24 protein-coding genes, 2 pseudogenes and 1 other annotated feature are annotated in these 24,877 nt (G+C 51.0%); of the genes and pseudogenes, 18 read left to right on the top strand and 8 right to left on the bottom strand.

The window, feature by feature from the left end; genetic code table 11:
- Nucleotides 1-141: 141 nt before the first annotated feature.
- A complete protein-coding gene (gene topA / locus AC6EMZ_RS14870) occupies nt 142-2,739 on the bottom strand; it encodes a type I DNA topoisomerase (RefSeq protein WP_498403343.1) in 2,598 nt (865 codons plus the stop codon).
- Between the two features lie 400 nt (nt 2,740-3,139).
- Between topA and AC6EMZ_RS14865 the strand changes: the two genes are divergently transcribed.
- Nucleotides 3,140-3,391 (top strand): YciN family protein, encoded by a 252-nt coding sequence (locus AC6EMZ_RS14865; RefSeq protein WP_498403342.1) that lies wholly within the window; start codon nt 3,140-3,142, stop codon nt 3,389-3,391.
- Nucleotides 3,392-3,432: 41 nt separating this feature from the next.
- Here AC6EMZ_RS14865 and sohB read toward each other — a convergent pair whose 3' ends face one another.
- Nucleotides 3,433-4,476: a protease SohB gene (gene sohB, locus AC6EMZ_RS14860; RefSeq protein ID WP_498403341.1), complete on the bottom strand. Its 1,044-nt coding sequence runs from the start codon at nt 4,474-4,476 to the stop codon at nt 3,433-3,435.
- Between the two features lie 243 nt (nt 4,477-4,719).
- On the opposite strand from sohB, the gene AC6EMZ_RS14855 reads away from it, so the two are divergent.
- Together AC6EMZ_RS14855 and cobO are read left to right on the top strand one after the other, a co-directional pair.
- Entirely contained in the window at nt 4,720-5,481 is a 762-nt protein-coding gene (locus AC6EMZ_RS14855) for a YciK family oxidoreductase (RefSeq protein WP_498403339.1), read from the top strand.
- On the top strand, nt 5,478-6,068 hold the full coding sequence (gene cobO / locus AC6EMZ_RS14850; protein ID WP_498403337.1) for a cob(I)yrinic acid a,c-diamide adenosyltransferase: 591 nt from the start codon (nt 5,478-5,480) through the stop codon (nt 6,066-6,068). The genes AC6EMZ_RS14855 and cobO overlap by 4 nt, the downstream gene beginning before the upstream one ends.
- Before the next feature lie 36 nt (nt 6,069-6,104).
- On the opposite strand, the gene rluB is transcribed toward cobO, so the two are convergent.
- Nucleotides 6,105-6,980 (bottom strand): 23S rRNA pseudouridine(2605) synthase RluB, encoded by an 876-nt coding sequence (rluB, locus tag AC6EMZ_RS14845; protein ID WP_498403336.1) that lies wholly within the window; start codon nt 6,978-6,980, stop codon nt 6,105-6,107.
- Between the two features lie 254 nt (nt 6,981-7,234).
- Here rluB and AC6EMZ_RS14840 point away from each other — a divergent pair, with 254 nt between their 5' ends.
- Entirely contained in the window at nt 7,235-7,738 is a 504-nt protein-coding gene (locus AC6EMZ_RS14840) for a hypothetical protein (RefSeq protein ID WP_498403335.1), read from the top strand.
- A 303-nt stretch (nt 7,739-8,041) separates the two neighbouring features.
- On the opposite strand, the pseudogene AC6EMZ_RS14835 reads toward AC6EMZ_RS14840, so the two are convergent.
- A pseudogene (locus AC6EMZ_RS14835) lies at nt 8,042-9,217 on the bottom strand (IS3 family transposase).
- A 344-nt stretch (nt 9,218-9,561) separates the two neighbouring features.
- Between AC6EMZ_RS14835 and AC6EMZ_RS14830 the strand changes: the two are divergent.
- Genes AC6EMZ_RS14830 through AC6EMZ_RS14820 form a run of 3 tightly spaced genes read left to right on the top strand, consistent with a single transcriptional unit; the run spans nt 9,562 to nt 11,731 of the window.
- Nucleotides 9,562-10,944 carry a PAAR domain-containing protein gene (locus AC6EMZ_RS14830; RefSeq protein ID WP_498403334.1) on the top strand — a complete coding sequence of 461 codons (1,383 nt, stop codon included), beginning with the start codon at nt 9,562-9,564 and terminating at the stop codon, nt 10,942-10,944.
- Nucleotides 10,941-11,339, top strand: coding sequence for a hypothetical protein (locus AC6EMZ_RS14825; RefSeq protein WP_498403333.1), 399 nt, complete (start codon nt 10,941-10,943; stop codon nt 11,337-11,339). The genes AC6EMZ_RS14830 and AC6EMZ_RS14825 overlap by 4 nt, the downstream gene beginning before the upstream one ends.
- Nucleotides 11,318-11,731, top strand: coding sequence for a hypothetical protein (locus AC6EMZ_RS14820; RefSeq protein ID WP_498403332.1), 414 nt, complete (start codon nt 11,318-11,320; stop codon nt 11,729-11,731). The genes AC6EMZ_RS14825 and AC6EMZ_RS14820 overlap by 22 nt, the downstream gene beginning before the upstream one ends.
- Nucleotides 11,732-12,132: 401 nt before the next feature.
- Here AC6EMZ_RS14820 and AC6EMZ_RS14815 read toward each other — a convergent pair whose 3' ends face one another.
- Both AC6EMZ_RS14815 and rnm read right to left on the bottom strand, forming a co-directional pair.
- Nucleotides 12,133-12,753, bottom strand: a complete 621-nt coding sequence (locus tag AC6EMZ_RS14815) for an L-threonylcarbamoyladenylate synthase (protein ID WP_498403331.1) — start codon at nt 12,751-12,753, stop codon at nt 12,133-12,135.
- Nucleotides 12,750-13,634 (bottom strand): RNase RNM, encoded by an 885-nt coding sequence (rnm, locus tag AC6EMZ_RS14810; protein WP_498403330.1) that lies wholly within the window; start codon nt 13,632-13,634, stop codon nt 12,750-12,752. The genes AC6EMZ_RS14815 and rnm overlap by 4 nt, the downstream gene beginning before the upstream one ends.
- A 138-nt stretch (nt 13,635-13,772) precedes the next feature.
- Between rnm and trpL the strand changes: the two genes are divergently transcribed.
- From trpL to AC6EMZ_RS14765, 9 genes are all read left to right on the top strand, one after another.
- Complete coding sequence (trpL, locus tag AC6EMZ_RS14805) at nt 13,773-13,817, top strand: trp operon leader peptide (protein WP_498403579.1); 45 nt, start codon at nt 13,773-13,775, stop codon at nt 13,815-13,817.
- Nucleotides 13,794-13,889: a sequence feature (Trp leader region), on the top strand. It overlaps the preceding gene by 24 nt.
- A gap of 25 nt (nt 13,890-13,914) precedes the next feature.
- Nucleotides 13,915-15,477, top strand: a complete 1,563-nt coding sequence (locus AC6EMZ_RS14800; RefSeq protein WP_498403578.1) for an anthranilate synthase component 1 — start codon at nt 13,915-13,917, stop codon at nt 15,475-15,477.
- Nucleotides 15,477-17,072 (top strand): bifunctional anthranilate synthase glutamate amidotransferase component TrpG/anthranilate phosphoribosyltransferase TrpD, encoded by a 1,596-nt coding sequence (gene trpD / locus AC6EMZ_RS14795; RefSeq protein WP_498403328.1) that lies wholly within the window; start codon nt 15,477-15,479, stop codon nt 17,070-17,072. Before AC6EMZ_RS14800 ends, trpD begins: the two co-directional genes overlap by 1 nt.
- 3 nt (nt 17,073-17,075) lie before the next feature.
- The gene (gene trpCF, locus AC6EMZ_RS14790; RefSeq protein ID WP_498403327.1) at nt 17,076-18,434 is read left to right on the top strand and encodes a bifunctional indole-3-glycerol-phosphate synthase TrpC/phosphoribosylanthranilate isomerase TrpF; all 1,359 of its coding nucleotides are present in this window, start codon (nt 17,076-17,078) and stop codon (nt 18,432-18,434) included.
- A gap of 10 nt (nt 18,435-18,444) precedes the next feature.
- Complete coding sequence (gene trpB / locus AC6EMZ_RS14785) at nt 18,445-19,638, top strand: tryptophan synthase subunit beta (RefSeq protein WP_498403326.1); 1,194 nt, start codon at nt 18,445-18,447, stop codon at nt 19,636-19,638.
- Complete coding sequence (gene trpA, locus AC6EMZ_RS14780; protein WP_498403325.1) at nt 19,638-20,447, top strand: tryptophan synthase subunit alpha; 810 nt, start codon at nt 19,638-19,640, stop codon at nt 20,445-20,447. Before trpB ends, trpA begins: the two co-directional genes overlap by 1 nt.
- 198 nt (nt 20,448-20,645) lie before the next feature.
- Nucleotides 20,646-21,857 (top strand): selenium metabolism membrane protein YedE/FdhT, encoded by a 1,212-nt coding sequence (gene yedE / locus AC6EMZ_RS14775; protein WP_498403324.1) that lies wholly within the window; start codon nt 20,646-20,648, stop codon nt 21,855-21,857.
- Entirely contained in the window at nt 21,854-22,087 is a 234-nt protein-coding gene (gene yedF / locus AC6EMZ_RS14770; protein ID WP_003856774.1) for a sulfurtransferase-like selenium metabolism protein YedF, read from the top strand. The genes yedE and yedF overlap by 4 nt, the downstream gene beginning before the upstream one ends.
- Before the next feature lie 142 nt (nt 22,088-22,229).
- The gene (locus tag AC6EMZ_RS14765) at nt 22,230-22,544 is read left to right on the top strand and encodes a PTS sugar transporter subunit IIB (RefSeq protein ID WP_498403323.1); all 315 of its coding nucleotides are present in this window, start codon (nt 22,230-22,232) and stop codon (nt 22,542-22,544) included.
- A gap of 43 nt (nt 22,545-22,587) precedes the next feature.
- Here AC6EMZ_RS14765 and AC6EMZ_RS14760 read toward each other — a convergent pair whose 3' ends face one another.
- A complete protein-coding gene (locus AC6EMZ_RS14760) occupies nt 22,588-23,073 on the bottom strand; it encodes a GNAT family N-acetyltransferase (protein WP_498403322.1) in 486 nt (161 codons plus the stop codon).
- A 112-nt stretch (nt 23,074-23,185) separates the two neighbouring features.
- Nucleotides 23,186-23,821 carry an outer membrane protein OmpW gene (gene ompW, locus AC6EMZ_RS14755; RefSeq protein ID WP_498403321.1) on the bottom strand — a complete coding sequence of 212 codons (636 nt, stop codon included), beginning with the start codon at nt 23,819-23,821 and terminating at the stop codon, nt 23,186-23,188.
- Nucleotides 23,822-24,001: 180 nt separating this feature from the next.
- Here ompW and AC6EMZ_RS14750 point away from each other — a divergent pair.
- Together AC6EMZ_RS14750 and AC6EMZ_RS14745 are read left to right on the top strand one after the other, a co-directional pair.
- A pseudogene (locus AC6EMZ_RS14750) lies at nt 24,002-24,082 on the top strand (YkgJ family cysteine cluster protein); the annotation flags it as partial.
- A gap of 25 nt (nt 24,083-24,107) precedes the next feature.
- Nucleotides 24,108-24,851 carry a YciC family protein gene (locus AC6EMZ_RS14745; RefSeq protein WP_498403319.1) on the top strand — a complete coding sequence of 248 codons (744 nt, stop codon included), beginning with the start codon at nt 24,108-24,110 and terminating at the stop codon, nt 24,849-24,851.
- Nucleotides 24,852-24,877: the final 26 nt, after the last annotated feature.

Here is a 24,877-nt window from a genome sequence, read left to right as displayed (position 1 = left end):
ATTTAATAATAAGAAATAGGTTAACTATAACCACTATATCATTTATATCCTGGCTGTATAGTACGGAACAAAAAATAATAACGGCGTATAAAAAAGGGCCGGAAATCCGGCCCTTTTAAGGTAAGTTACGGTAAAAACAGGTTATTTCTTGCCTTCAACCCATTTACCTTCAACAAAGAATGCGGACCAACCGGTCGCCTTACCTTCTTTTTCCGCTGCAACATACTGCTGCTTGGTTTTACGACTGAAACGAACAACCGTTTTGTTCCCTTCAGGATCCTGCTGCGGAGCATCTGCCAGATAACGCAGTTTTTCCGGCAGACGATCGCGGAAGCGGTAGAGTTCTTCTACCAGCGGCGCGCGCGTTTCTCGCGATTTCGGGAAGGTGTTCGCGGCAAGGAAGACACCTGCGGCACCGTCACGAAGCACAAAGTACGCGTCAGACTTCTCGCATGGCAGTTCTGGCAGCGGAACCGGGTCTTCCTTCGGCGGTGCGACTTCACCGTTACGCAGGATCTTACGCGTGTTCTTACAGTCGTCGTTGGTACAAGACATGTACTTACCGAAACGCCCCATCTTCAGGTGCATTTCAGAGCCACATTTCTCGCACTCTACGATTGGACCGTCGTAGCCTTTAATGCGGAATTCGCCCTCTTCAATCTCGTAACCATCGCACGTCGGGTTATTACCGCAGACATGCAATTTACGTTTCGGATCGATAAGGTAGCTGTCCATCGCGGTGCCACATTTCTGGCAACGACGCTTCGCGCGCAGGGCGTTGGTTTCTGCATCGTCACCTTCCAGTACGTTGAGGACTTCGTTCTCAGGTACCAGGTTAATGGTGGTTTTGCAGCGCTCTTTCGGCGTTAACGCATAACCCGAACAACCGAGGAATACGCCAGTAGTCGCGGTACGAATACCCATCGGACGGCTACAGGTTGGACAGTCAATGCTGGTCATCACCATCTGATTAGGCAGCATGCCGCCTTCCTCAGGGTCCTTCTCTGCTTTTTCAAGCTGCTGCGTGAAATCGCTAAAGAAGTTATCGAGCACTTTTTTCCATTCGGCCTGGTGATTAGCCACCTGATCGAGACGGTCTTCCATCTGCGCGGTGAAATCGTAGTTCATCAACTCGCGGAAGTTGCCTTCCAGACGGTCGGTCACGATCTCGCCCATTTTTTCTGCGTAAAAACGACGGTTCTCAGCGCGGACATAGCCACGATCCTGAATGGTCGAAATAATCGACGCATAGGTAGAAGGACGACCGATACCGCGTTTTTCCAGCTCTTTAACCAGTGATGCCTCGCTGAAACGCGCTGGCGGCTTGGTAAAGTGCTGAGCTGGCATCAGCTCGGTCAACGCAAGCTCATCGCCTTTGTTTACCGGAGGCAGGATACGGTCTTCATCACCTTTGCGCAGAGCAGGCATGACTTTGGTCCAGCCGTCAAAGCGCAAAATACGTCCACGCGCTTTCAGGCGGAAGTCTCCAGCACCCACCGTCAGCGTCGTTGAATCATACTTCGCTGGGTTCATCTGACAGGCGACAAACTGACGCCAGATCAGCTGATAAAGCTTCTGCGCGTCGGTTTCCATGTCGCCCAAGGATTCTGACACGACGGAAACATCAGAAGGACGAATCGCTTCGTGCGCTTCCTGAGAGTTCTCTTTGCTGGCGTACTGATTGGCATTTTCCGGTAAATACTTCTTACCGAAATTGTCGCTGATGTAGTCGCGAACCATGCTCACCGCGTCCTGACTCAGATTGGTTGAGTCCGTACGCATATAGGTGATATAGCCCGCTTCATACAGCCGCTGCGCCATCATCATGGTTTTCTTCACGCCAAAGCCCAGACGCGTGCTTGCCGCCTGTTGCAGAGTTGACGTAATGAATGGCGCGCCAGGCTTACTGCTGGTCGGTTTGTCTTCGCGATCCAGCACCTGATAACGGGCCTTCTCAAGCAAAGCCACCGCAGCCATCGTCTGATCGCGGCTAACGGGACGGAACGGTTTTTCGTTCTCGTGCGTCACCTGAAGCGGCAGAGCATCGCCGCCTGGCGTGGTCACGTTAGCGTCAATTTCCCAGAACTCTTCTGGCACAAACGCTTTGATCTCACGTTCACGTTCGACAACCAAACGCACCGCTACCGACTGTACACGTCCAGCGGAAAGACCGCGGGCAATTTTCTTCCACAGCAGCGGAGAAACCATGTAACCCACAACGCGGTCCATAAAACGACGCGCCTGTTGAGCATTAACACGGTCAATATTCAGTTCACCCGGCTTTTCGAAAGCCTGGCGAATCGCATTCTTTGTAATCTCGTTAAACACGACACGGCTGTAACGTGTTTCATCGCCACCGATAATTTCCCGCAGGTGCCAGGCAATGGCTTCCCCTTCGCGGTCAAGGTCGGTTGCGAGATAGATATGGTCGGCTTTTTCTGCGAGCTGCTTCAGCTCGTTTACGACTTTTTCTTTGCCTGGGAGCACTTCGTACTGTGCTTCCCACTCGTGCCATGGATCGACACCCATACGATTAACGAGCGCGCTACGTTCATCCTTTTTAGGCTTTTTAGCCCCTTTGGTGGAGGTAGAGTCTGCGCTCTTTTTACTGGCTGAGCCACTGGTCGGCAAATCGCGGATATGACCAACGCTGGATTTGACCACATAGTCGTTACCCAGATATTTATTGATCGTTTTGGCTTTTGCCGGGGACTCAACGATGACGAGAGCTTTACCCATATTCACCTTTACCTAATTTAATTCTTCCAGGAATACGCCGCACGTTGATTTCCCTTCCGCTGGCGACAAGCCTTTCATATTGCGTCGTTGCCAGGGGATATCAACCCCTATTACTGACTGAACGTTAAAACAAACGCGCCCAGGTAGTTGAGTTATCGGGTATTTTTACTTGCATCAAAATGACTATGCGACGAGTTTTCGGTCGAATGTCAAGCAATTCTGTTGCCAGAATGACGAAAGCGCACACTGTACCTGATAAAATCTGTTACGCAACTTTATTAGCATGCAAAAACAAATCACGCCAGCTTTAGCCCTGAAACGTAGCTTCCCGATAAACAGGGAAAATTTGCCCACGAAGCACGTCAAGCGTAGACTAATGTCACTGTTTAAGGAGTGGATTATGCAGCAAACGACCCAACCTATTGACCGCGAGACTCTGCTCATTGAAGCGAATAAACTCATTCGCAACCATGACGACACCTTAGCGGGCATTGAAGCCACCGGTGTGCAACAACGCAACGGTGTGCTGGTGTTCAGCGGAGAATACTTTCTCGATGAACAAGGCCTCCCGACGCCTAAAAGCACCGCGGTATTTAACATGTTTAAATATCTCGCGCATGCACTCTCGGAAAAGTATCACTTAGTTGATTAAAGCAAAACGCGAGGCAGATGCCTCGCGTTTTTGTCTATCGCTTAGAGAAGTGGCTTCTGCCCACGCTGTAGCCAACGCAGCATAAGACGGTCAGCACTTTCTGCCGCACTGTTAGTAAACCTGTCCAGCAGTCTTTTACGCTGTGTATAACGCACACCAACCAGATCGCGTCCTTTCATCAGGCCGAGCAACAGGTCGTCGCTGGTGCCGACCTCGTCTACCAGACCTTTCTCCTGAGCCTGAATTCCGTACCAGTGTTCACCCGTCGCGACCTTATCAATATCCAGTGAAGGACGCATACGCTTCACGAAATCCTTAAACAGGTGATGGGTTTCATCCAGATCTTCACGGAATTTCTGCCGCCCTTCTTCGGTATTTTCACCCAGCAGCGTCAGAGTGCGTTTGTACTGACCTGCGGTATGCAGTTCAATATCAATCTCTTTATTTTTCAGGAAACGGTTAAAGTTGGGGATCTGCGCAACCACACCAATCGACCCTAAAATAGCAAACGGAGCGGCAACGATTTTGTCGGCCACACAGGCCATCATATATCCGCCACTTGCAGCCACTTTATCCACGGCAATTGTCAAAGGGATGTGATTGTCACGCAGGCGCTGTAGCTGTGACGACGCCAGGCCGTAACCGTGAACCACGCCGCCGGGACTCTCAAGACGAAGAACCACCTGATCCTGTGGTTTAGCAACCGCCAGCACGGCAGTGACCTCTTCACGCAAAGAGGAGACTTCATGCGCATCCATACTGCCCTTAAAGTCCAGCACGTAGACACGCGGTTTGTCGGTGTCCTGGTGCCCTTCTTTGGCTCTTGCTTTTGCCGTTTTAGCCTCAAGCTTGAGCTTTTTCTTTTGTGACTTATGCCATAGCTTTTGTTGATGCCCATCCAGCAAGGCCACCGACATGTCTTCCTGCATCTCTTTATATTGCTCGCTTAAGCGAGTAATGCGTAACTCGCCACGCTGACGCTTTCGTTGCGTCAGGTTCACGATCAGGATGGTGACCGCTGCAATAGCGATCACTACCGTCGCAATTTTGGCCAGAAACAAACCATATTCAGAAAGTAATTCCACGCGTTCCACCTTGATTTAACCACGAATCTTTCATGCCCAGTGTACAACAGCCTTCGCAAGGCGTCTCGCTTGTGACATTACACATGCGAGCCGCTTTCAGGAATGACTGATTGTGGTTGAAATATTTGCAAATTGTTAATTTCACAGCAAAGTCTCCTGTAGACTGATTGAAATCTCGCGCTGTTTCGGGCATAAAACCGCAAAGCAGGCGCACCAGGCGCGTAATACGCCACAGGAGTCACCGTGCACTATCAACCGAAAAAAGATTTACTACAAAACCGCATTATTCTGGTCACCGGTGCCACAAACGGTATTGGTCGTACTGCCGCTCTGACCTACGCACAGCATGGCGCAAGCGTAGTTTTGCTGGGGCGAAATGAGGAGAAACTCCGCGACGTCGCGCAAGAGATCGCAGAGGCGGGCGGCACTCTCGCCCGATGGTATACGCTCGATTTGTTAACCTGCACGCAGGCTTCCTGCGTCGAGTTGGCCCAACGTATCGCCGCTGATTATCCGCGTCTCGATGGGGTTTTACACAATGCCGGTTTACTCGGTGAAGTGCGCCCAATGGATGAGCAGGATCCTGAAGTCTGGCAGCAGGTAATGCAGGTAAACATCAACGGCACCTTTTTCCTCACCCAGGCATTGCTTCCTTTATTACTCCAGTCCGATGCGGGTTCACTGGTCTTTACCTCATCAAGCGTGGGCCGACAGGGCCGGGCAAATTGGGGGGCTTACGCGGTTTCCAAATTCGCGACCGAAGGCATGATGCAGGTCCTTGCCGAGGAGTATCAAAGCCGCCATCTGCGCGTGAACTGCATCAATCCGGGCGGTACGCGCACAGATATGCGCGCCAGCGCGTTTCCCAGCGAAGATCCTCAAAAACACAAAACGCCTGAGGATATTATGCCGCTTTATCTGTGGTTGATGGGTGACGACAGTCGCCGCAAAACCGGTATGACCTTTGATGCCCAACCGGGCCGTAAGCCAGGAATTTCTCAATGAGTGAAGAACGTCATCAGCAACGCCAGCAGCGCCTGAAAGAACAGGTTGATGCCCGCGTGGCCGCAGCACAGGAAGAACGTGGAATTGTGATAGTGTTCACCGGCAATGGCAAAGGAAAAACCACCGCAGCCTTTGGTACCGCCACTCGCGCAGTCGGTCACGGGCAGAAAGTGGGCGTCGTGCAATTTATCAAAGGGGAGTGGCCAAACGGCGAACGCAATTTACTGGAGCCGCACGGCGTTGAGTTTCAGGTGATGGCGACAGGTTTCACGTGGGATACGCAAAATCGGGAAAGTGATACAGCCGCCTGTCTGGCCGTGTGGGAACACGGAAAGCGGATGCTGGCCGATCCGCAGCTCGACATGGTGCTGCTCGACGAGATTACCTATATGGTCGCGTATGACTATCTTCCACTGGAAGAGGTGCTGGACGCCCTGAAAAACCGCCCTTCTCATCAGACAGCTATCATCACGGGACGCGGATGCCACAGGGATATTCTTGATTATGCGGATACCGTCAGTGAACTTCGCCCCGTTAAGCACGCCTTTGATGCCGGGATTAAAGCTCAAATCGGGATCGACTACTAGATAAGAAAAAACCCGGAATTTCCGGGTTTTATTTTTTTAGCCGTTGTTGTTACGACTGCCAGAGCGACGACCTGTGCTCACCTGGCTGTGTCGTTTCACCGCACGACGAATCTGATTCGCTTTTACGCGGCGACGGTCTTTTTCAACCGCGACTTTGGTCGTGGTTTCTGCTTTCAATTCCACCAGCTCGCGCAGGTAGTTGGTTTGAGTAAGATCCAGTTCCGTATAGCCGCCACGCGGCAGCCCTTTAGGCAACAGGATATCGCCGTAACGCACACGAATAAGACGGCTAACCTGAACGCCAACGGCTTCCCACAGACGACGAACCTCACGGTTACGACCTTCGGTCAGCGTCACGTTGTACCACTGGTTAATCCCTTCACCGCCGGTAAACTTAATCGTTTTAAACGCTGCAGGACCATCTTCAAGCTGAACGCCGCGCGACAGATCGCGGAGTTTGTTTTCATCAATCTCGCCGAATACACGAACAGCGTACTCACGTTCTACTTCACGGCTCGGGTGCATCAGGCGGTTAGCCAGTTCACCGTCGGTGGTGAAGAGCATCAGGCCACAGGTGTTCACGTCCAGTCGACCCACAGCAATCCAGCGCGCTCCGCGCAGTTTTGGCAAGCGGTCGAACACGGTAGGACGGCCTTCAGGGTCGCTACGGGTACATAGCTCACCTTCCGGTTTGTAGTAGGCCAGCACGCGGCAAATTTGTTCAGCGGACTCTTTCACCGAGATGACATGTCCGTCAAGACGGATCTTCATCCCAGCAACGACTTCCACACGATCGCCCAGCTTGGCAATTTTGCCGTCTACGCTGACACGACCCGCTTCAATAATCGTTTCGATTTCACGACGTGAACCATGACCAGCACGCGCCAGCACTTTTTGTAATTTCTCGCTCATTGAGCATCCTTCAGGTGTCGCCTTCACAGGCGTCTGGTATACTTTCTAAAATAACGAGTTAGCTAAAACTTCAACTTAACTCACTGATCTGTAACTCTTTCATGGTACACAGCATGGCAAACAACGTGTCACACAAGCTGTCACACACAATGATTCGTGGACGCACATACTACACTAACTTTAGACTAAATGATTCAACAAGTTTTGTGCGCTTAAGTCTCGGTATTGATAGCCGAAAGTAAGCAGAAGTGATAATGAACCAGATCCGCCCTTTCATTCCCCTTGTGCAGAATGGAACGATGAGCCTCGAAGAGTTCAAATGCAAAATACAGGGCTACCGCACTGCCACTAAGCAGGACTTTGATGAATATCTTTTGAATTGGCTTAAAGGTGGCCATGAAGAGGCTAAACGGTTACCAGAATTAGGCAGGTATCACAAACAGATTACAGGTGAACCTTTATCGCCCTTAGACACTGCAAACGAGGCGCAAGGCTACGCCAATTACCATATGGGACATATGTATAACGGTAACGATTTTTCCGCCAGGATAATGACTGCCGCACTCAGAATGAAGATGTTAACAGTTAATGAATCCGACCTTGATCAGGTTCACCATGTCGCCAGCCAGATAGATATGAATCAGGCCCTAATGTTACAGGCTTATGAAGCATTCTATTCTGGTGACCTTACACGATACCAGCAGATCATTGACTCGATGGGGTCAGCTTTACAAAATGCAGTCCCGCCAGTTAACTAAGCGTCAGCAGAGCAAGATACAGTAGCAAGTGCTGAGATTGAGCCAGCACAAAGTCCTAGATTGTTGGATACATGGAGCGACTATATAAAGGATAAAGGTCAAAAGTGGCGTAAGCAGACAGCTAACGAAAATCAACGATTCTTTGACGTGCTCTATCACGTTGTTGGTGACATTCCCGTCGATAAAATATCTAAACCACATATAAGGGAAGCTCTAAAGGTCGCCGAGAACCTGCCTACTCGAACTAAACTACCCTATTCCAGAATGAGTCTTACCGAGTGCATTGATTACGATGTGTAGTGGTCAAGCAAAACTGGCCACGGTTTTAGAGTTTTTCCAGAACAACCGTTCTGATTCATTCGGCGTCAAACCACCATTATATTGATGAGGTCTGAGCTGGCTGTAATACCCTGTGATGTAATTCGTTATTGCCGTGCTGGCTTCGCTAAAATTCACGTAACCATTATCCGGCACCCACTCTGTTTTCAGGCTTCTGAAGAACCGTTCCATTGGGCTGTTATCCCAGCAATTCCCCCGGCGACTCAGGCTTTGCTTTATCTGATACCGCCACAGTAACTGCCTGAAATTCCTGCTGGTATAGTGGCTGCCTTGATCCGAGTGATACAGTAAATTAGTCGGCTTTCCTCGCGCTTCCCAGGCCATTGACAGCGCTTTAACTGTCAATGCAGAATCCGGGAAAAATGACATAGCCCAGCCAACTGGTTTACGGGAAAAACAGATCAAGCACTACGGCCAAATAAGCCCAGCGTTTACCCGTCCAGCTATAAGTCACATCACCGCACCAGACCTGATTCGGCTCTGTTACAGCAAACTGGCGTTCCAGATAATTGGGGGTCTCAACGTGTTCCTTAGACGCCTTTTTATATCGATGACCTGGCTGCTGACAGCTGATGAGACGAAGCTCTTTCATCAGTTTTGTTGCTCGCCAGCGGCTAAGTTTTACACCTTTGTTCGTGACCATCGCTGCAATATTACGTGCGCCTGCGGAGCCGTTACTTTCGCGATAACTCTCACGAACAAGACTGAGTAATGTCACTCGCGTGGCATCAGGTTTTTTTGGCTGCCGCCAGTATTTATAACTGCTGCGGTGAACCCCAAACACGTTGCACATAACGGCAACAGGAAACCGCGCCCTGAGTTTCTCAACTAATGAGAACTGTTCAGGGAGTCTGACATCAAGAGCGCGGTAGCCTTTTTTAATATATCCCTCTCCATTTCAACGCGTTGAAGTCTTTTCTTCAGCTCGCGTATTTCAATCTGCTCAGGTGTCATGGGGGACGCTACGGGTGATTTCCCTCCTCGTTCTTCTTTCAACTGCCGGACCCACTTATCCATCGTGGATTTGCCGACATTCATTGCCGTAGCAGCGGCTGCAACGGTGTAATGCTGATCGAGTACAAGCTGGGCAGCTTCGAGGCGAAACTCGGGGCTAAAATTACGTCTGTTACGTCCGTTCATAATGTCACCTGTTTTGACTATGAGGCGATGATATCACCTCTATTCAGGTGGCCAAATTAACTATGCCACTACAGTCTCAATTAGGACACACGCATAAACGTGACCTGATATAATACATGAACTTCGAAAGGAATGCTTCTCCACGTTTCATTTGTTTAAGTCCAACTGCTGATAATCTGGGCCAGGGCTCAGTGATAATGAACCCGGTTTCTTGAACATCCTCTTATCCGAAAGAGTGAACGAGCCTTTGATACAATTTCACTTTAGTTCGACCATTATTGCTCATGAAATAATTGTATGTAAAATAGTCGCCTCAACTTTATCCATCTAAAATAGAGGGATTTATGGCAATGGGTTTTTACCTACGGGTGGGTGATCCGACTACCTGCAAAGGGAAGATACTGACCGGGGATGAAACGCTAAGTTGGTATGGTGTCGCCGGGGCGCGAGAAGGTGACCTTGTGTCATGCGGCAATTATCCGGGGACATATCAAATATTGGGGGGCACATCTGATATATGGGACGATGGTAGAAGACTGGCGGGAACGCTGGACAGCGTCAGTTCCTGCCCGTGTAAGGCCAGGTTCATCCCTACTATTCCTGACTGTTATGAACAAGAAATTGTCTCTTCATCAAAACATTCAGATATGGCAGCAATACCGCTAACATCATCATTTCTGCCAGAACCCGATACTGAACAACACGCACAGGCAGCGAAAAAGAAAACAGGTATAGATGCAGGTTTTGCCGTTCTCCCTTATGGCGGTACTACGGAAGCGTGGCAACGTCTGCTATTCACTGGCACCCCACCAGCGGGAGCAAAGGAACTATTCGCTACGCTGAACGGCCCGGATGAAAAATACAAAGCTGGTTCGATTATGCTTCTGGTTGATCCTGAAAAGCAGGACGACGAACAAATCGCCCACATGAAAGCCGCGAAAGCGCGAGTCGATGCGGCGTTAGAACCGCTGACAATCCAGGAAGCTAACTTCCTGCATAAGAACAAAGACACCATTGATCTGTTTACTTCCCGCGCCAGTACGACTACTGGAATCGCCGCTGAAGCGGAGGGGAAATACTTTGAGAAGATCGAAAGTGTTCTGACTCAAATCCAACATGCATACAAAAATCAGTACATTACCAGTGGATCACTGATCAGCGAGCAGTTCTACGTTGAGAGGCGGCAGCTTTTCAGCGAACTCGATAGTATCCTCACTGATTTCACCCGTCACAAACTCGCCTTGCAGGACTACCCGGACATCAAGCGGGCATTAGGACTTTCGACCAGTTCTATCACTCACCGCTGGAATCAGACGGGGGTGGCTGACATTGAGGGCTACGCCACCTTCATCGAGAGGGCTGCAAAGTATGTGAAAATGATGAAAACGGCTGGCTATGTCGGTATTGCTCTTGATGGTGTGAACAGGCTGGATAAAATTTATGAAGCCTGTACCGTAGGTAGTGACTGCGAGAAAACTGCTTATACCGAAGTTGGTAGTTTTAGTATGGGGATAGGCGGCGGGGTTGCTGCTGGTATTCTTGCATCTGGTGGTACTTCTGCTGCTGTTTGCTCTATTGTTTTAGGAGCGTTAACTATAGAAGCTGCTGGTGCGGGGATGTTAGCCTGCGGTGTGATCTTCACTGGAGCCGCTGGTTATGGAGGGGGAGAGTTAGGGGGAAAACTCGGAGAAAAATTAGGAGAAAAGGTTTATGAGGTAACGAAATGACCATTTCAGCATCTGATATTTTTCTGTTTACCATTTCAGGTGTAATGATGGTTGCTATCGTAACGATGGTGGTCATTTCTATTTTAAACAAAAAGCGTTTTCTTGAAGTATGTCGATTATACGAAGCGGAGTTTGGCTCTTTACCACTTGCTGCCGCAGTGTTAAAAGATGCCGACGTAATCGGTTTCACGGCAGGATACTCAACAAAAATAAACTTCATCATCCATCCGTTGATCTACGGGAAAAAGTCTGCGTATAGCAAATGTGATGATGTTGCATTCATCAGAGGGCTACCAGCAAAAATCAGATACTGGTTTATTGCTGAATTCGTATGCTCGGCGGTAGGTTTTGTTGCCCTACTTCTTGGTGGTGTATGGCTTTGGGTCAACAAATGACCAACTTGTCATCAGACCTAATCATCTGCGGATTCGCGGGGTTAAGCCTCTGCTGTGGTATCGCGGTCGCATTGCTCTCATTTCTCAACAAAAAGCGTTTCTCCGCGATCTGCACGCTGTATAAAGAAAAATTTGGTTCTCTCCCTGCTGGAGCGATTATCTTCGATAACGCCGATTCTATAGGGTTTAGCTCAGGTTATGCAGCGAAGATCAACTTTATCGTAAACCCTTTGATCTTTGGTAAAAGCTCAGTTGACAGTACAAATGATGATGTTGCATTCATTAGAGACCTGCCACCTCACCTCAAAAACTGGTTTATCGTCGAGTACGCTTTCTCTGCTTTAGGATTGATATCAATCGTTATCGCCGGAGCAGTGTTGTACTTTCAATAGCATCCCCAGAATAAGCCAGCAGCAATGCTGGCCTCCCCTTGAAACGTCTCAAAAATCCCCGTCAGTTCCACCTTTCTCCCCCTTCCGCAGATTTTGTACAACAGAAGATCTATTGCCGATTTGGAGCAAAGTAACGCGAAAAATCGTTGGACGATTTCATCAGGCTTATGCCTGATAATGAAGCCTGCCACAGGCTCGAAAATGGTGTGCATAAAAGCAGTGATACAAAGCGCTGTTAAAGCTGTCACACAACATGATGACAGCCATAAGTAACAGCGACTCAACACATTGATTTAAAAGGTGTTTTTATTTTAGCTGTGCGCCTTCACAGGCGTCGAATTAGGGTCAAAAAAGCGGTTTTCCGCTATTTTGATGGCCGCGTAGTATATCTGCTTATACCCTTACAAGAAAGGCTTAACGTCGCCCACGCCTTCACGAATCACTTCTGGGGCATCATCCGTCAGGTCAACCACGGTAGTTGGCTGCTGACCGAGGTAGCCACCGTGAATAATCAAATCCACCAGTTTCTCCAGGCGGTCCTTGATTTCTTCCGGATCGGATTCGGTAAATTCACTTCCAGGCAGCATTAACGACGTCGACAGCATTGGCTCGCCGAGCGTTTCGAGAAGCGCTTGCGCAATCGGGTTTGACGGCACGCGCATACCAATAGTTTTACGCTTTTCCTGCAGCAGACGACGTGGAACTTCCTTGGTGCCTTTCAGGATAAAAGTATAGTTGCCTGGCGTGTTGTTTTTGATCAGGCGAAACGAAACGTTATCGACATAGGCGTAAGTTGAGATTTCCGACAGATCGCGACACATCAGCGTAAAGTTGTGACCGTCCGGCAGATGACGAATGCGACAAATACGCTCCATCGCCCCTTTATCTTCAATCTTACAGCCCAGCGCATACCCGGAGTCTGTCGGGTAAACAATGACGCCACCCTTGCGAACAATTTCCACAGCCTGATTAATCAACCGCGGCTGCGGGTTATCCGGATGAATATAGAAAAACTGACTCATACTTCCCTCTCTTCAATTTGTTGCTGTGGCTGTTCCCAGAGCTGCCAAACCGGCTCGACGCCAGCGGGTAACCAGAGCTTTCGCCCCAGTTCAATCCACGCACAAGGCTGATGAAAATCCGAGCCTTGCGAGGCAAGCAAACCAAACTGGCGCGCATAGGCCGCAAGTTGGCTGCGCTCATTGGGCGCCTGCTGGCATTGGGAGACTTCCATCGCTTCACCACCGTGTTCGGCAAAGTGAGCCAGCAGTCTTTTCAACCATTTAGCAGAAAGTCCGTACCGCCCGGGATGGGCTAATACCGCTTTACCACCAGAATGATGAATGACATCAATAGCTTGTTCTATTGTACACCACTGTGGCGGAACGTATCCGGTTTTACCGCGCGCCAGATACTTTTTGAACACATCGGCAAAGTTATTAGCTTTACCTGCTTCCACCAGGAAACGGGCAAAGTGTCCACGGGTAACGGCTCCCCCCTTTGCGAGACGTTGGGCCCCTTCCAGCGCACCTGGAATCAATGCTTTCTCAAGCCGCTCCCCAATCAGCACGGCGCGCTGATTTCGCCTCTCCTTTTGTTCTTCCAGGAATGCACATAATGCTGGGTTTTCGATATCGATATTTAACCCCACAATGTGGATTTCGTGGTTCTCCCAGACCGTGGAGATTTCAACGCCAGTAATCAGGTTGAGTGGTAATTCGCTGCGGGCAATTTCGGCCCGTGCAGCGGCAATGGCATCCGTGGTGTCGTGATCGGTTATAGCCAGCGTACCGACACGCATCTCAACAGCCCGGTGAACAAGTGCTTCCGGCGTTAACAACCCATCGGAAGCCTGAGTATGGCTGTGTAAATCATAAATCACGGCGTATGTTGTCTCGCTCAAAGCGGTTCCCGTCACAGGTCTACATTATTCAAAGGCGCTATGATAACGGCTTGTGGTGAAATTCTGAAATCAAGGGTTGACATTACGCCATCGAACTAGTTAACTAGTACGCAAGTTCACTCAAGAAGGTATCTGGAAATGAAAGCATGTTTTTCTCTGCACGGCTGGTGGCGCACTTCCTGAAGAACGGGCAAGTGTCACTCGTCTGCGAAATGCAAACAGATACCGGGCCCGCGATGAAGCGGGCTTTTTTATGAACAGAATAAATGAGAACAACAATATGCAAACCGCCAAAACAAACCTTGAGTTGCTAACCTGCGAAGCGGCTTATCGCCACAATCCTACTGCTCTGTTTCATCAGTTATGCGGCGCGCGCCCGGCCACGCTGCTGCTTGAATCCGCTGATATCGACAGCAAAGACGATCTTAAGAGCCTGCTGTTGGTTGACAGCGCGCTGCGTATTACCGCTTTAGGTGACACTGTCACTATTCAGGCGTTATCAGATAACGGTGCGGCGCTGCTACCACTTCTTGACGCGGCGCTGCCGTCAGGAATCGAAACCGAGCGTCGCCCTGAAACACGCATTTTACACTTCCCACCGGTCAGTCAACTGCTGGATGAAGATGCTCGCCTGCGTTCCCTGTCGGTATTTGATGCATTTCGTCTGCTGCAAAACCTGGTGGATGTCCCTGAGCACGAACGCGAGGCCATGTTCTTCGGCGGTCTTTTTGCGTACGACCTGGTTGCCGGTTTTGAAAATTTACCCGAAACAGAACAAGGCAACCGCTGCCCGGATTATTGTTTCTATCTTGCCGAAACCCTGCTGGTCATCGATCACCAGAAAAAAAATACCCGCATTCAGGCCAGCCTGTTTACTCCAATGGCGGCTGAAAAACAGCGTCTTGCAAACCGAATTGAACAGCTGAAACAGCAGATGACAGAAGAACCTGCGACCTTACCGGTGCAGCACATCGCACATATGCAGTGCGAATGTAATCAAACTGACGATCGGTATGGCGCGGTTGTACGCCAGATGCAAAAAGCGATTCGCGCCGGTGAAATTTTCCAGGTTGTTCCTTCACGTCGATTCTCGCTGCCCTGCCCATCCCCGCTGGCAGCTTACGACGTACTGAAGAAGAGTAACCCAAGCCCGTACATGTTCTTCATGCAGGACAATGAGTTCACGCTGTTTGGCGCATCGCCAGAAAGCTCGCTGAAGTATGACGCGACAAATCGTCAGATTGAAATCTACCCTATTGCCGGAACGCGCCCACGCGGTCGTCATGCTGATGGCTCGTTAGATCGCGACCTCGACAGCCGCATTGAGCTGGAGATGCGTACCGATCACAAAGAGCTTTCTGAGCACCTGATGCTGGTGGATCTGGCACGTAACGATCTGGCGCGCATTTGTACGCCCGGTACCCGCTACGTTGCTGATTTAACTAAAGTCGACCGCTACTCGTTTGTCATGCACCTGGTTTCCCGCGTGGTAGGTGAACTGCGAAGCGATCTCGACGTGCTGCACGCCTACCGCGCCTGTATGAACATGGGCACGCTGAGCGGCGCACCGAAAGTCCGTGCGATGCAACTCATCGCCGAGGCCGAAGGCCGTCGCCGTGGAAGCTACGGCGGCGCGGTGGGTTACTTCACCGCCCACGGCGATCTGGATACCTGCATCGTTATTCGTTCCGCTTACGTTGAGGACGGTATTGCGACAGTCCAGGCGGGCGCGGGTATTGTTCTGGATTCTGTTCCGCAGTCTGAAGCTGACGAAACTCGCAGTAAGGCTCGCGCGGTTTTACGCGCCATTGCCACCGCACACCACGCACAGGAGATTTTCTGATGGCTGACATTCTGCTGCTCGATAATATCGACTCGTTCACTTACAACCTGGCAGACCAGCTGCGTGCAAATGGCCATAACGTGGTGATTTACCGTAACCATGTACCCGCACAAACGTTAATCGAACGTCTGGAAACCATGCAAAACCCGGTGCTGATGCTGTCTCCTGGTCCTGGCGCACCAAGCGAAGCGGGCTGTATGCCTGAGCTGCTGACGCGTATGCGCGGCAAACTGCCTATTATCGGAATTTGTCTCGGCCATCAGGCGATTGTTGAAGCCTACGGCGGTTATGTTGGACAGGCGGGAGAAATCCTGCACGGTAAAGCCTCGAGCATTGAGCATGACGGCCAGGCGATGTTTGCCGGCCTGCCGAATCCGCTTCCGGTTGCTCGTTATCACTCGCTGGTCGGCAGCAATATCCCGGCAGGCCTGACGATCAACGCCTCTTTTGAAGGCATGGTGATGGCCGTTCGTCATGACACGGATCGCGTATGTGGCCTGCAGTTCCATCCCGAATCCATTTTGACCTCCAATGGCGCACGCCTGCTGGAACAAACGCTAAACTGGGCATTGCAGAAACTGGAGCAGGCCAACACCATCCAGCCAATTCTGGAAAAACTGTATCAGGCTCAGACCATGACTCAGCAAGAAAGCCATCAGCTTTTCTCGGCCGTAGTGCGTGGTGAACTTAAACCTGAGCAGCTGGCAGCTGCGCTGGTGAGCATGAAAGTTCGCGGTGAGCATCCGCAGGAAATTGCCGGTGCCGCAACGGCGCTGCTGGAAAACGCCGCACCATTCCCCCGTCCTGATTATCAGTTTGCCGATATTGTGGGAACCGGTGGTGATGGCAGCAATAGCATCAATATTTCGACCGCCAGCGCATTTGTGGCGGCGGCGTGTGGAATGAAAGTGGCAAAACATGGCAACCGTAGCGTCTCCAGCCGTTCAGGCTCTTCTGATCTGCTGGCCGCCTTCGGTATCAATCTGGAGATGAACGCCGAACGCTCACGGGAAGCGCTGGATGATTTAGGCGTCTGTTTCCTCTTTGCGCCGAAGTATCACACCGGTTTCCGCCATGCCATGCCGGTTCGTCAGCAGTTAAAAACGCGCACCCTGTTTAACGTGTTAGGCCCACTGATCAACCCGGCGCATCCTCCGCTGGCGCTTATTGGTGTCTACAGCCCCGAGCTGGTCTTACCGATTGCGGAAACGCTGCGCGTGCTGGGCTATCAACGCGCCGCCGTTGTTCATAGCGGCGGGATGGATGAAGTCTCACTGCATGCGCCAACGCTGGTTGCTGAACTGCGTGACGGTGAAATTCAAAGCTACCAGCTCGACGCCACGGACTTTGGTCTGACGCCTTATCGCCAGGAGCAGTTGGCAGGCGGCACGCCGGAAGAAAACCGTGACATTCTGACACGCTTGCTACAAGGTAAAGGTGAAGCCGCCCATGAGGCCGCTGTGGCCGCCAACGTCGCAATGCTCATGCGTTTGCACGGTGAAGAAGACCTACAGGTCAACGCGAAAAAAGTGATGGACGTATTGCGCTCGGGCGCAGCTTACGACCGCGTAACCGCACTTGCGGCAAGAGGGTAAATAATGCAGACCGTTTTAGCGAAAATCGTTGCCGATAAGGCCATCTGGGTAGAAGCGCGTAAAGCACAACAGCCGCTGGCCAGTTTTCAGAATGACGTGGTTCCCAGCAATCGTCGTTTTTACGATGCCCTGCAGGGTGCCCGTACCGCCTTTATCCTGGAGTGTAAAAAAGCCTCTCCTTCTAAAGGCGTGATCCGCGACGATTTTGACCCTGCAAATATTGCAGGGGTTTATAAACACCATGCTTCGGCCATCTCCGTTCTGACCGATGAAAAATACTTCCAGGGAAGTTTCGATTTTCTGCCGATTGTCAGCGGGATCGCGCCACAGCCGATTCTGTGTAAAGACTTTATTATTGATGCATACCAAATCTGGCTGGCGCGTTTTTATCAGGCCGATGCCTGTCTGCTGATGTTGTCCGTGCTGGAGGACGAGCAGTACCGCCAGCTTAGCGCCGTCGCGCACAGCCTGAATATGGGCGTACTGACGGAAGTGAGCAATGAAGAAGAGCTGGAACGTGCCATTGCATTGAACGCAAAAGTGGTTGGGATCAACAACCGAGACCTGCGCGATCTCTCCATCGACCTGGACCGCACGCGTCAACTTGCTCCACGTCTGGGTGCTGGCGTCACGGTGATCAGCGAATCCGGCATTAACACTTATGCGCAGGTACGCGAGCTGAGCCACTTTGCCAACGGCTTTTTGATTGGTTCAGCGATGATGTCGCATGACGATCTGAATGTTGCCGTGCGCCGCGTGCTGCTGGGCGAGAATAAAGTCTGCGGGCTGACCCGCGCCCAGGACGCTGCCGCCGCTTTTGAAGCGGGTGCAATTTATGGCGGACTGATTTTTGTTGAGTCTTCTCCGCGCTATGTCTCAGACGCACAAGCACAAGACGTGATGGCAGGAGCGCCTCTCAGCTATGTGGGTGTGTTCCGTGATGCGCCGATTAACGCGGTTGTGTCCAAAGCCGAAAGCCTGTCCCTGACTGCCGTTCAACTCCACGGTAGCGAAGATCAGCACTATATTGACGAGCTACGCCAGCAACTCGCGCCGCAGGTGCAAATCTGGAAAGCACAAAGCGTGGCGAATGCCCTGCCTGCTCGCAATCTTAACCATGTTGATAAATATGTTCTGGATAACGGCCAGGGTGGTAGCGGCGAACGTTTTGACTGGTCACTGCTGAACGGTGAGAAACTGGATAACGTCCTGCTTGCCGGTGGTTTAAGTCCAGATAATTGCGTTGAAGCCGCGAAAGCGGGCTGCGCAGGCCTCGATTTCAATTCAGGCGTAGAGTCCCAACCGGGAATGAAAGATGCCAGCAAGCTGGCCTCGGTATTCAAGACGCTGCGCGCATATTAAGGAAGAGAAAATGACAACATTATTAAATCCCTATTTTGGTGAGTTCGGTGGCATGTACGTGCCGCAAATCCTGATGCCTGCTTTGCGCCAGCTTGAAGAAGCATTCGTTAGCGCTCAGAAAGATCCTGCGTTCCAGGCCGAATTTACCGACCTGCTGAAGAATTATGCAGGCCGCCCAACGGCGTTGACCAAATGCCGCAACCTGACCGAAGGCACCAAAACCACGCTGTATCTTAAGCGTGAAGATTTGCTTCACGGTGGCGCGCACAAAACGAACCAGGTACTCGGCCAGGCGCTGTTGGCAAAACGCATGGGTAAAACCGAAATCATCGCCGAAACAGGTGCGGGTCAGCACGGCGTTGCGTCAGCGCTTGCCAGCGCGCTGCTCGGCCTGAAATGCCGTATTTACATGGGTGCTAAAGATATCGAACGTCAGTCGCCAAACGTGTTCCGCATGCGACTGATGGGCGCAGAAGTGATCCCTGTGCACAGTGGGTCCTCTACGCTTAAAGATGCCTGTAACGAAGCGCTGCGCGACTGGTCTGGCAGCTATGATACCGCTCACTATATGTTGGGTACGGCGGCAGGCCCGCACCCCTTCCCGACTATCGTGCGTGAGTTCCAGCGAATGATCGGCGAAGAGACTAAAGTGCAGATCCTTGAGAAAGAGGGTCGTCTGCCGGATGCGGTTATCGCCTGCGTCGGCGGTGGTTCCAATGCTATCGGCATGTTTGCTGACTTTATCGATGACACAAGCGTTGGCTTAATTGGCGTAGAACCTGCGGGTCACGGCATTGAGAGCGGCGAACACGGCGCACCACTCAAACATGGTCGCGTAGGGATTTATTTCGGTATGAAATCACCGATGATGCAAACCGATGAAGGTCAGATTGAGGAGTCTTACTCCATCTCTGCCGGGCTCGATTTCCCGTCCGTTGGGCCACAGCATGCGCATCTGAACAGCATCGGGCGTGCGGATTATGTTTCGATCACCGATGACGAAGCGCTGGAAGCTTTCAAAACGCTGTGTCGTAGCGAAGGGATTATCCCGGCGCTGGAGTCGTCCCATGCATTGGCTCATGCGTTGAAAATGATTAAAGAAAATCCGGAAAAAGAGCAGCTGTTGGTGGTTAACCTTTCCGGTCGCGGTGATAAAGATATCTTCACCGTTCATGACATTCTTAAAGCTCGAGGGGAAATCTGATGGAACGCTACGATAACGCATTTGCAGAACTGAAAGCCCGCAAGGAAGGCGCGTTTGTTCCCTTCGTCACGCTTGGCGACCCAGGTCCTGAACAATCACTGAAGATTATCGATACCCTGATTGAAGCCGGAGCTGATGCCCTGGAACTGGGGATCCCGTTCTCCGATCCACTGGCCGATGGCCCTACCATTCAAAGTGCGACGCTGCGCGCATTTGCCGCAGGCGTAACGCCAACGCAGTGTTTTGAGCTGTTAGCCACGATTCGCCAAAAATATCCCGCGATCCCGATTGGCCTGTTGATGTATGCCAACCTGGTGTTCAACCGCGGAATCGATGAGTTTTATGCCGAATGTGCGCGCGTTGGCGTTGATTCCGTCCTGATTGCTGACGTGCCGATTGAAGAGTCCGCGCCGTTTCGTCAGGCTGCAATGCGCCATAACGTGGCTCCCATTTTCATTTGCCCACCCAATGCCGATGACGAACTGCTGCGTCAGATAGCCTCTCATGGTCGTGGCTACACCTATCTGCTCTCCCGTGCTGGCGTGACGGGCGCGGAAAATAAAGCTGCCGTTCCGCTGCATCATCTGGTGGAAAAACTGGCTGAGTATCACGCAGCTCCTCCTTTGCAAGGGTTTGGTATTTCGTCTCCAGATCAGGTTAGCGCCGCCGTTGACGCCAAAGCCGCGGGTGCGATTTCGGGTTCTGCAATCGTCAAAATCATTGAGAAGAACGTCGATAAGCCTGAGCAGATGCTGGCAGAGCTGCATGAGTTTGTCACAGCGATGAAAGCCGCCACGCGACACGCATAATATCTGCGCCGTTCAGCAGATCCGCTGAACGGCGTCATTTCTCAGTCTACCGCTATCGCGCTCCTGACTTTTTGTTTGGGGTAGTTCAGAATTGATCTGTTCGAGCTTTTCCCTCTTCCACGCTTTTCAAATATCTTCTGCGGCGTATCATCCGGTCTTCTTAATGCATTAACACCTTCTGAGTTCAGAGGCCTCAACATGTCCTGGCAACACTTCAAACAGGCGTACCTGATTAAGTTCTGGTCACCCGTTCCTGCAGTCATCGCTGCGGGGATCCTCTCTACCTACTATTTTGGTATCACTGGCACATTCTGGGCAGTTACCGGCGAATTCACCCGCTGGGGTGGACAGCTCTTGCAGCTCGGCGGCATCCACGCTGAAGAATGGGGCTACTTCAAACTTATTCATCTGGACGGTTCGCCGCTCACCCGCATCGACGGCATGATGATCATCGGCATGTTCGGCGGGTGTTTTGCGGCCGCGCTGTGGGCGAATAACGTCAAACTGCGCATGCCGAAAAGCCGTATTCGCATCGCACAGGCTATTACAGGCGGTATTATCGCTGGATTTGGCGCACGCCTGGCCATGGGCTGCAATCTCGCCGCTTTCTTTACCGGCATTCCGCAGTTTTCGCTTCACGCGTGGTTTTTTGCCGTGGCGACTGCCATTGGCTCTTATTTCGGTGCGCGTTTCACCCTGCTACCGATGTTCCGTATTCCCGTCAAAATGACCAAAGTCAGCGCGGCATCACCGCTGACACAAAAACCAGATCAGGCGCGTCGTCGTTTTCGTCTTGGCATGCTGATATTTTTCACCATGATAGCCTGGGCGCTTTGTACCGCGATGAATCAGCCTAAGCTGGGCCTGGCCATGCTCTTTGGCGTAGGCTTTGGTTTGCTGATTGAACGCGCGCAGATCTGTTTTACCTCTGCTTTTCGCGATATGTGGATAACCGGGCGGACCATGATGGCCAAAGCGATTATCGCCGGGATGGCCGTCAGTGCCATCGGCATATTTAGCTACGTGCAACTGGGTGTCGAACCCAAAATCATGTGGGCGGGTCCGAATGCCGTGCTTGGCGGATTGCTGTTTGGTTTTGGCATTGTGCTCGCTGGCGGGTGTGAAACCGGGTGGATGTATCGCGCAGTCGAAGGCCAGGTACATTACTGGTGGGTCGGTCTGGGCAACGTGATTGGCTCAACCATCCTAGCGTATTATTGGGATGATCTGTCACCTGCCTTAGCCACCAGCTGGGACAAAGTTAACCTGCTCAATACCTTTGGTCCTCTGGGTGGACTGCTGGTGACCTATGGCCTGCTACTGGTCGCTTTTTTATTGGTTATTGCCCAGGAAAAACGTTTTTTCCGTCGCGCAGACCGTAAACCCGAAACACAGGAGAATGCCGTATGAAAGAGATCGTTCCCGATTATCGTCTCGATATGGTTGGCGAGCCGTGCCCCTATCCGGCTGTCGCCACGCTTGAGGCGCTGCCGCAGCTCAAAAAAGGTGAAATCCTTGAAGTCGTGAGCGATTGTCCTCAATCGATTAATAACATCCCACTGGATGCGAAAAATCACGGCTATACCGTTTTAGACATTCAGCAAGATGGCCCCACCATTCGCTACCTGATTCAAAAGTAAATACGCCAACCAGGTAACGCCCCTTAACGGGCGTTGCCTCAGCAAATGAAATGAATAAAAAACAACCAATACGTTGAGTTGGCTCTCATTTTCTTTTCAGGGGCAGGAATACTGTATCCTTAGTTTATATGAGGATATTCTGATGAAAAAATTACTGATTTGTTGTCTGTTTGGCAATACAGCAAATTCACTCGCGAAAAAAATGCAGCATGCTGCTGATGCTCGCGGTATTAAGCTCCTGGTGAGCGCCGTTGGGCTGGATAATTTCGCGAGCGTCGCACCGGCTTTCGACGCGTTTCTGGTCGCCCCACATGTACAGTACAAGCTTGATGAGCTGATTAAGGAAATTGGAGAAGGACTTCCTATTACCGTGATTGAGAGCTATCCGTATGCTTCACTGGACGGGGAAAAAGTGCTGATGTTTGCCCTTGAACATATGCCTGAACTGACACAATAACGCAGGCGGATCTTAAGAGAAAACTGTGTTGTCCGGTTTTCTCTTAATCAACTTCATACAGGATGAAATGCATCGGTAAATCATCATCTGGCAGAATACTTTCTGCAAAAATTCCGCCAGTGAACTGACCAATAACCGATCGCCAGAACGTTAGTGCGCCTGTGTTTTCGAGCATCACTCTGGTTTGCCACAGTCCCGGTCTCATTGACACCGCCAGACGAAACGCCTCCTTGCCCACACCCATGCCTTTAAATCGGCGCAGGATAAAGAACTGGTCAATATCATAGCGTTCAACATGATAGGGATAGCGTCGGATTAAGCAGAAACCGGCGAGTTCATCACCATGATAAATCAGATAAGGCCAGTGATCGTCACGGCTCCAGTGAGGGTCCAGTAACGAAACGTTAAAGCCGTAGTTCCCATCACTCCCGCATGGCCACTTGCCAGATTCTGCGAGATCGTAAACATAGTATCGGAACAAATTCTCAACAATATGACGATCGTGCGTCGCGGGTTTAAGACTGATCATGTTGACCATTCCCTGTAAAAAAACAAAACAAGACGTTAGGTATAAAAAGGATATCACCCCGATACAAACTGGCCGCGACTTTAACCAATTTATATCGGGGAAAACAAAATGATTAGAAGCGGTAACCCGCCGAGAACATAAACACCCACGGATCCAGACGGGTACTCACGCTCTGCTGCTCCCCACCGGCTTTAAAGCGCACATCGGTGTCGATATCCATGTACCACACAGACATGTTCAACAGCCAGTCACGGTTGATGAGATAGTCCATCCCCACCTGTCCGGCTACACCCCATGAGTCTTTCAGGCTGAGATCGGTAAGCCCTGCTTCTTTACCGGTATCGTTGAATTTCTCGTCAAAGAAAGTGGTGTAGTTAACACCTGCGCCAACGTACGGACGCACCTTACTGCTGGCATCGCCGAAGTACCATTGCGCCATTAACGTTGGGGGAAGTTGATGAACCGTTGCAATATCACCCGTCGGTCCTGTTCCTACCCGATGACGGAAAGGTGTTGCCGCCAGAAGCTCAACGCCGATGTTATCCGTCGCCATATAAGTGAATGTCAAACCTAACTGCGTGTTATTGCTGACGTTAAAGCCACCGAGACTTCCTAATACGTTATCTGAACCTTCTGTCGGACGCACCGTCGCCGAACCCGCGCGAATGAAGAATTCGCCTGCTTCGTGGGCATACGCGCCGCCAGAGAGACTGCTTAATACAAGGGCTGCCACCGCTAATTTTTTCATATCCGCTCCATCGTCGTGGTTTTATTGGCGCGGAGAATATACCCATAAATGAGTAACAAGTGATCCAACGCAGATCACATTAGAGTCAGTAATTTAACATTCATTGATCCAGATTAATTTTCTATGCTTCATTGAGTTGCAGTGGAACGAATCCAGGTCAAATTTCATTGTTTGGGTTTGCTTTACAAAGATATGCTTTTCCATACAAGCGTTGGTGCTGCCACGACAGAGTTATCCAGGGTACAATTGCCCGCTTATTAATACCTGCAATACTCAAGGAGAGTGCATGTCTATCACGGCGAAGTCCGTCTACCGTGACACGGGGAATTTTTTCCGCAATCAGTTCATTACTTTTTTACTGATCGCCTTGCTATGCGCGTTTATCACGGTGGTGCTTGGCCATGCGTTTTCGCCGAGTGATGATCAAATTGCGACCCTCAGCCAGGGCGATCATCTCGCCGGAAGCGTTGGTCTCTTTGATCTTGTTCAGAATATGACGCCTGAACAGCAACAAATCTTGCTGCGCGCTTCTGCTGCCTCGACCTTTTCTGGGTTGATTGGTAATGCGATTCTCGCAGGTGGGGTACTGTTGATGATTCAGATGGTTTCAGCTGGGCAACGTATCAGCGCACTTCGCGCTATCGGTGCTAGTGCGCCAGTATTGCCAAAACTGTTTATCATGATCTTTTTGACCACCATGCTGGTGCAAATGGGCATTATGCTGGTTGTGGTGCCGGGTGTGCTGCTGGCGATTGTCCTTTCTTTTGCTCCGATCATGCTGGTGCAGGATAAAATGGGGATCTTCGCGGCGATGCGCGGTAGCGTGAAACTGGCATGGTCGAACATGCGTCTGGTCGCCCCGGCGGTCATTAGCTGGTTGCTGGCAAAAACGCTGTTGCTCCTGTTTGCGCCTAACTTTGCGATACTCACACCAAACGTGGGTGCAGTGGTGGCGAATACGGTCAGTAACCTGCTTTCCGCAGTGTTGCTGGTCTATCTGTTCCGCCTGTATATGCTGATCCGCAAGTAGTTTTCCTGATGGCAGAGCACAACTTT

Source organism: Enterobacter sp. SCRI0065 (assembly GCF_059766475.1).
This window is presented reverse-complemented; position numbering and strand designations above follow the sequence as displayed.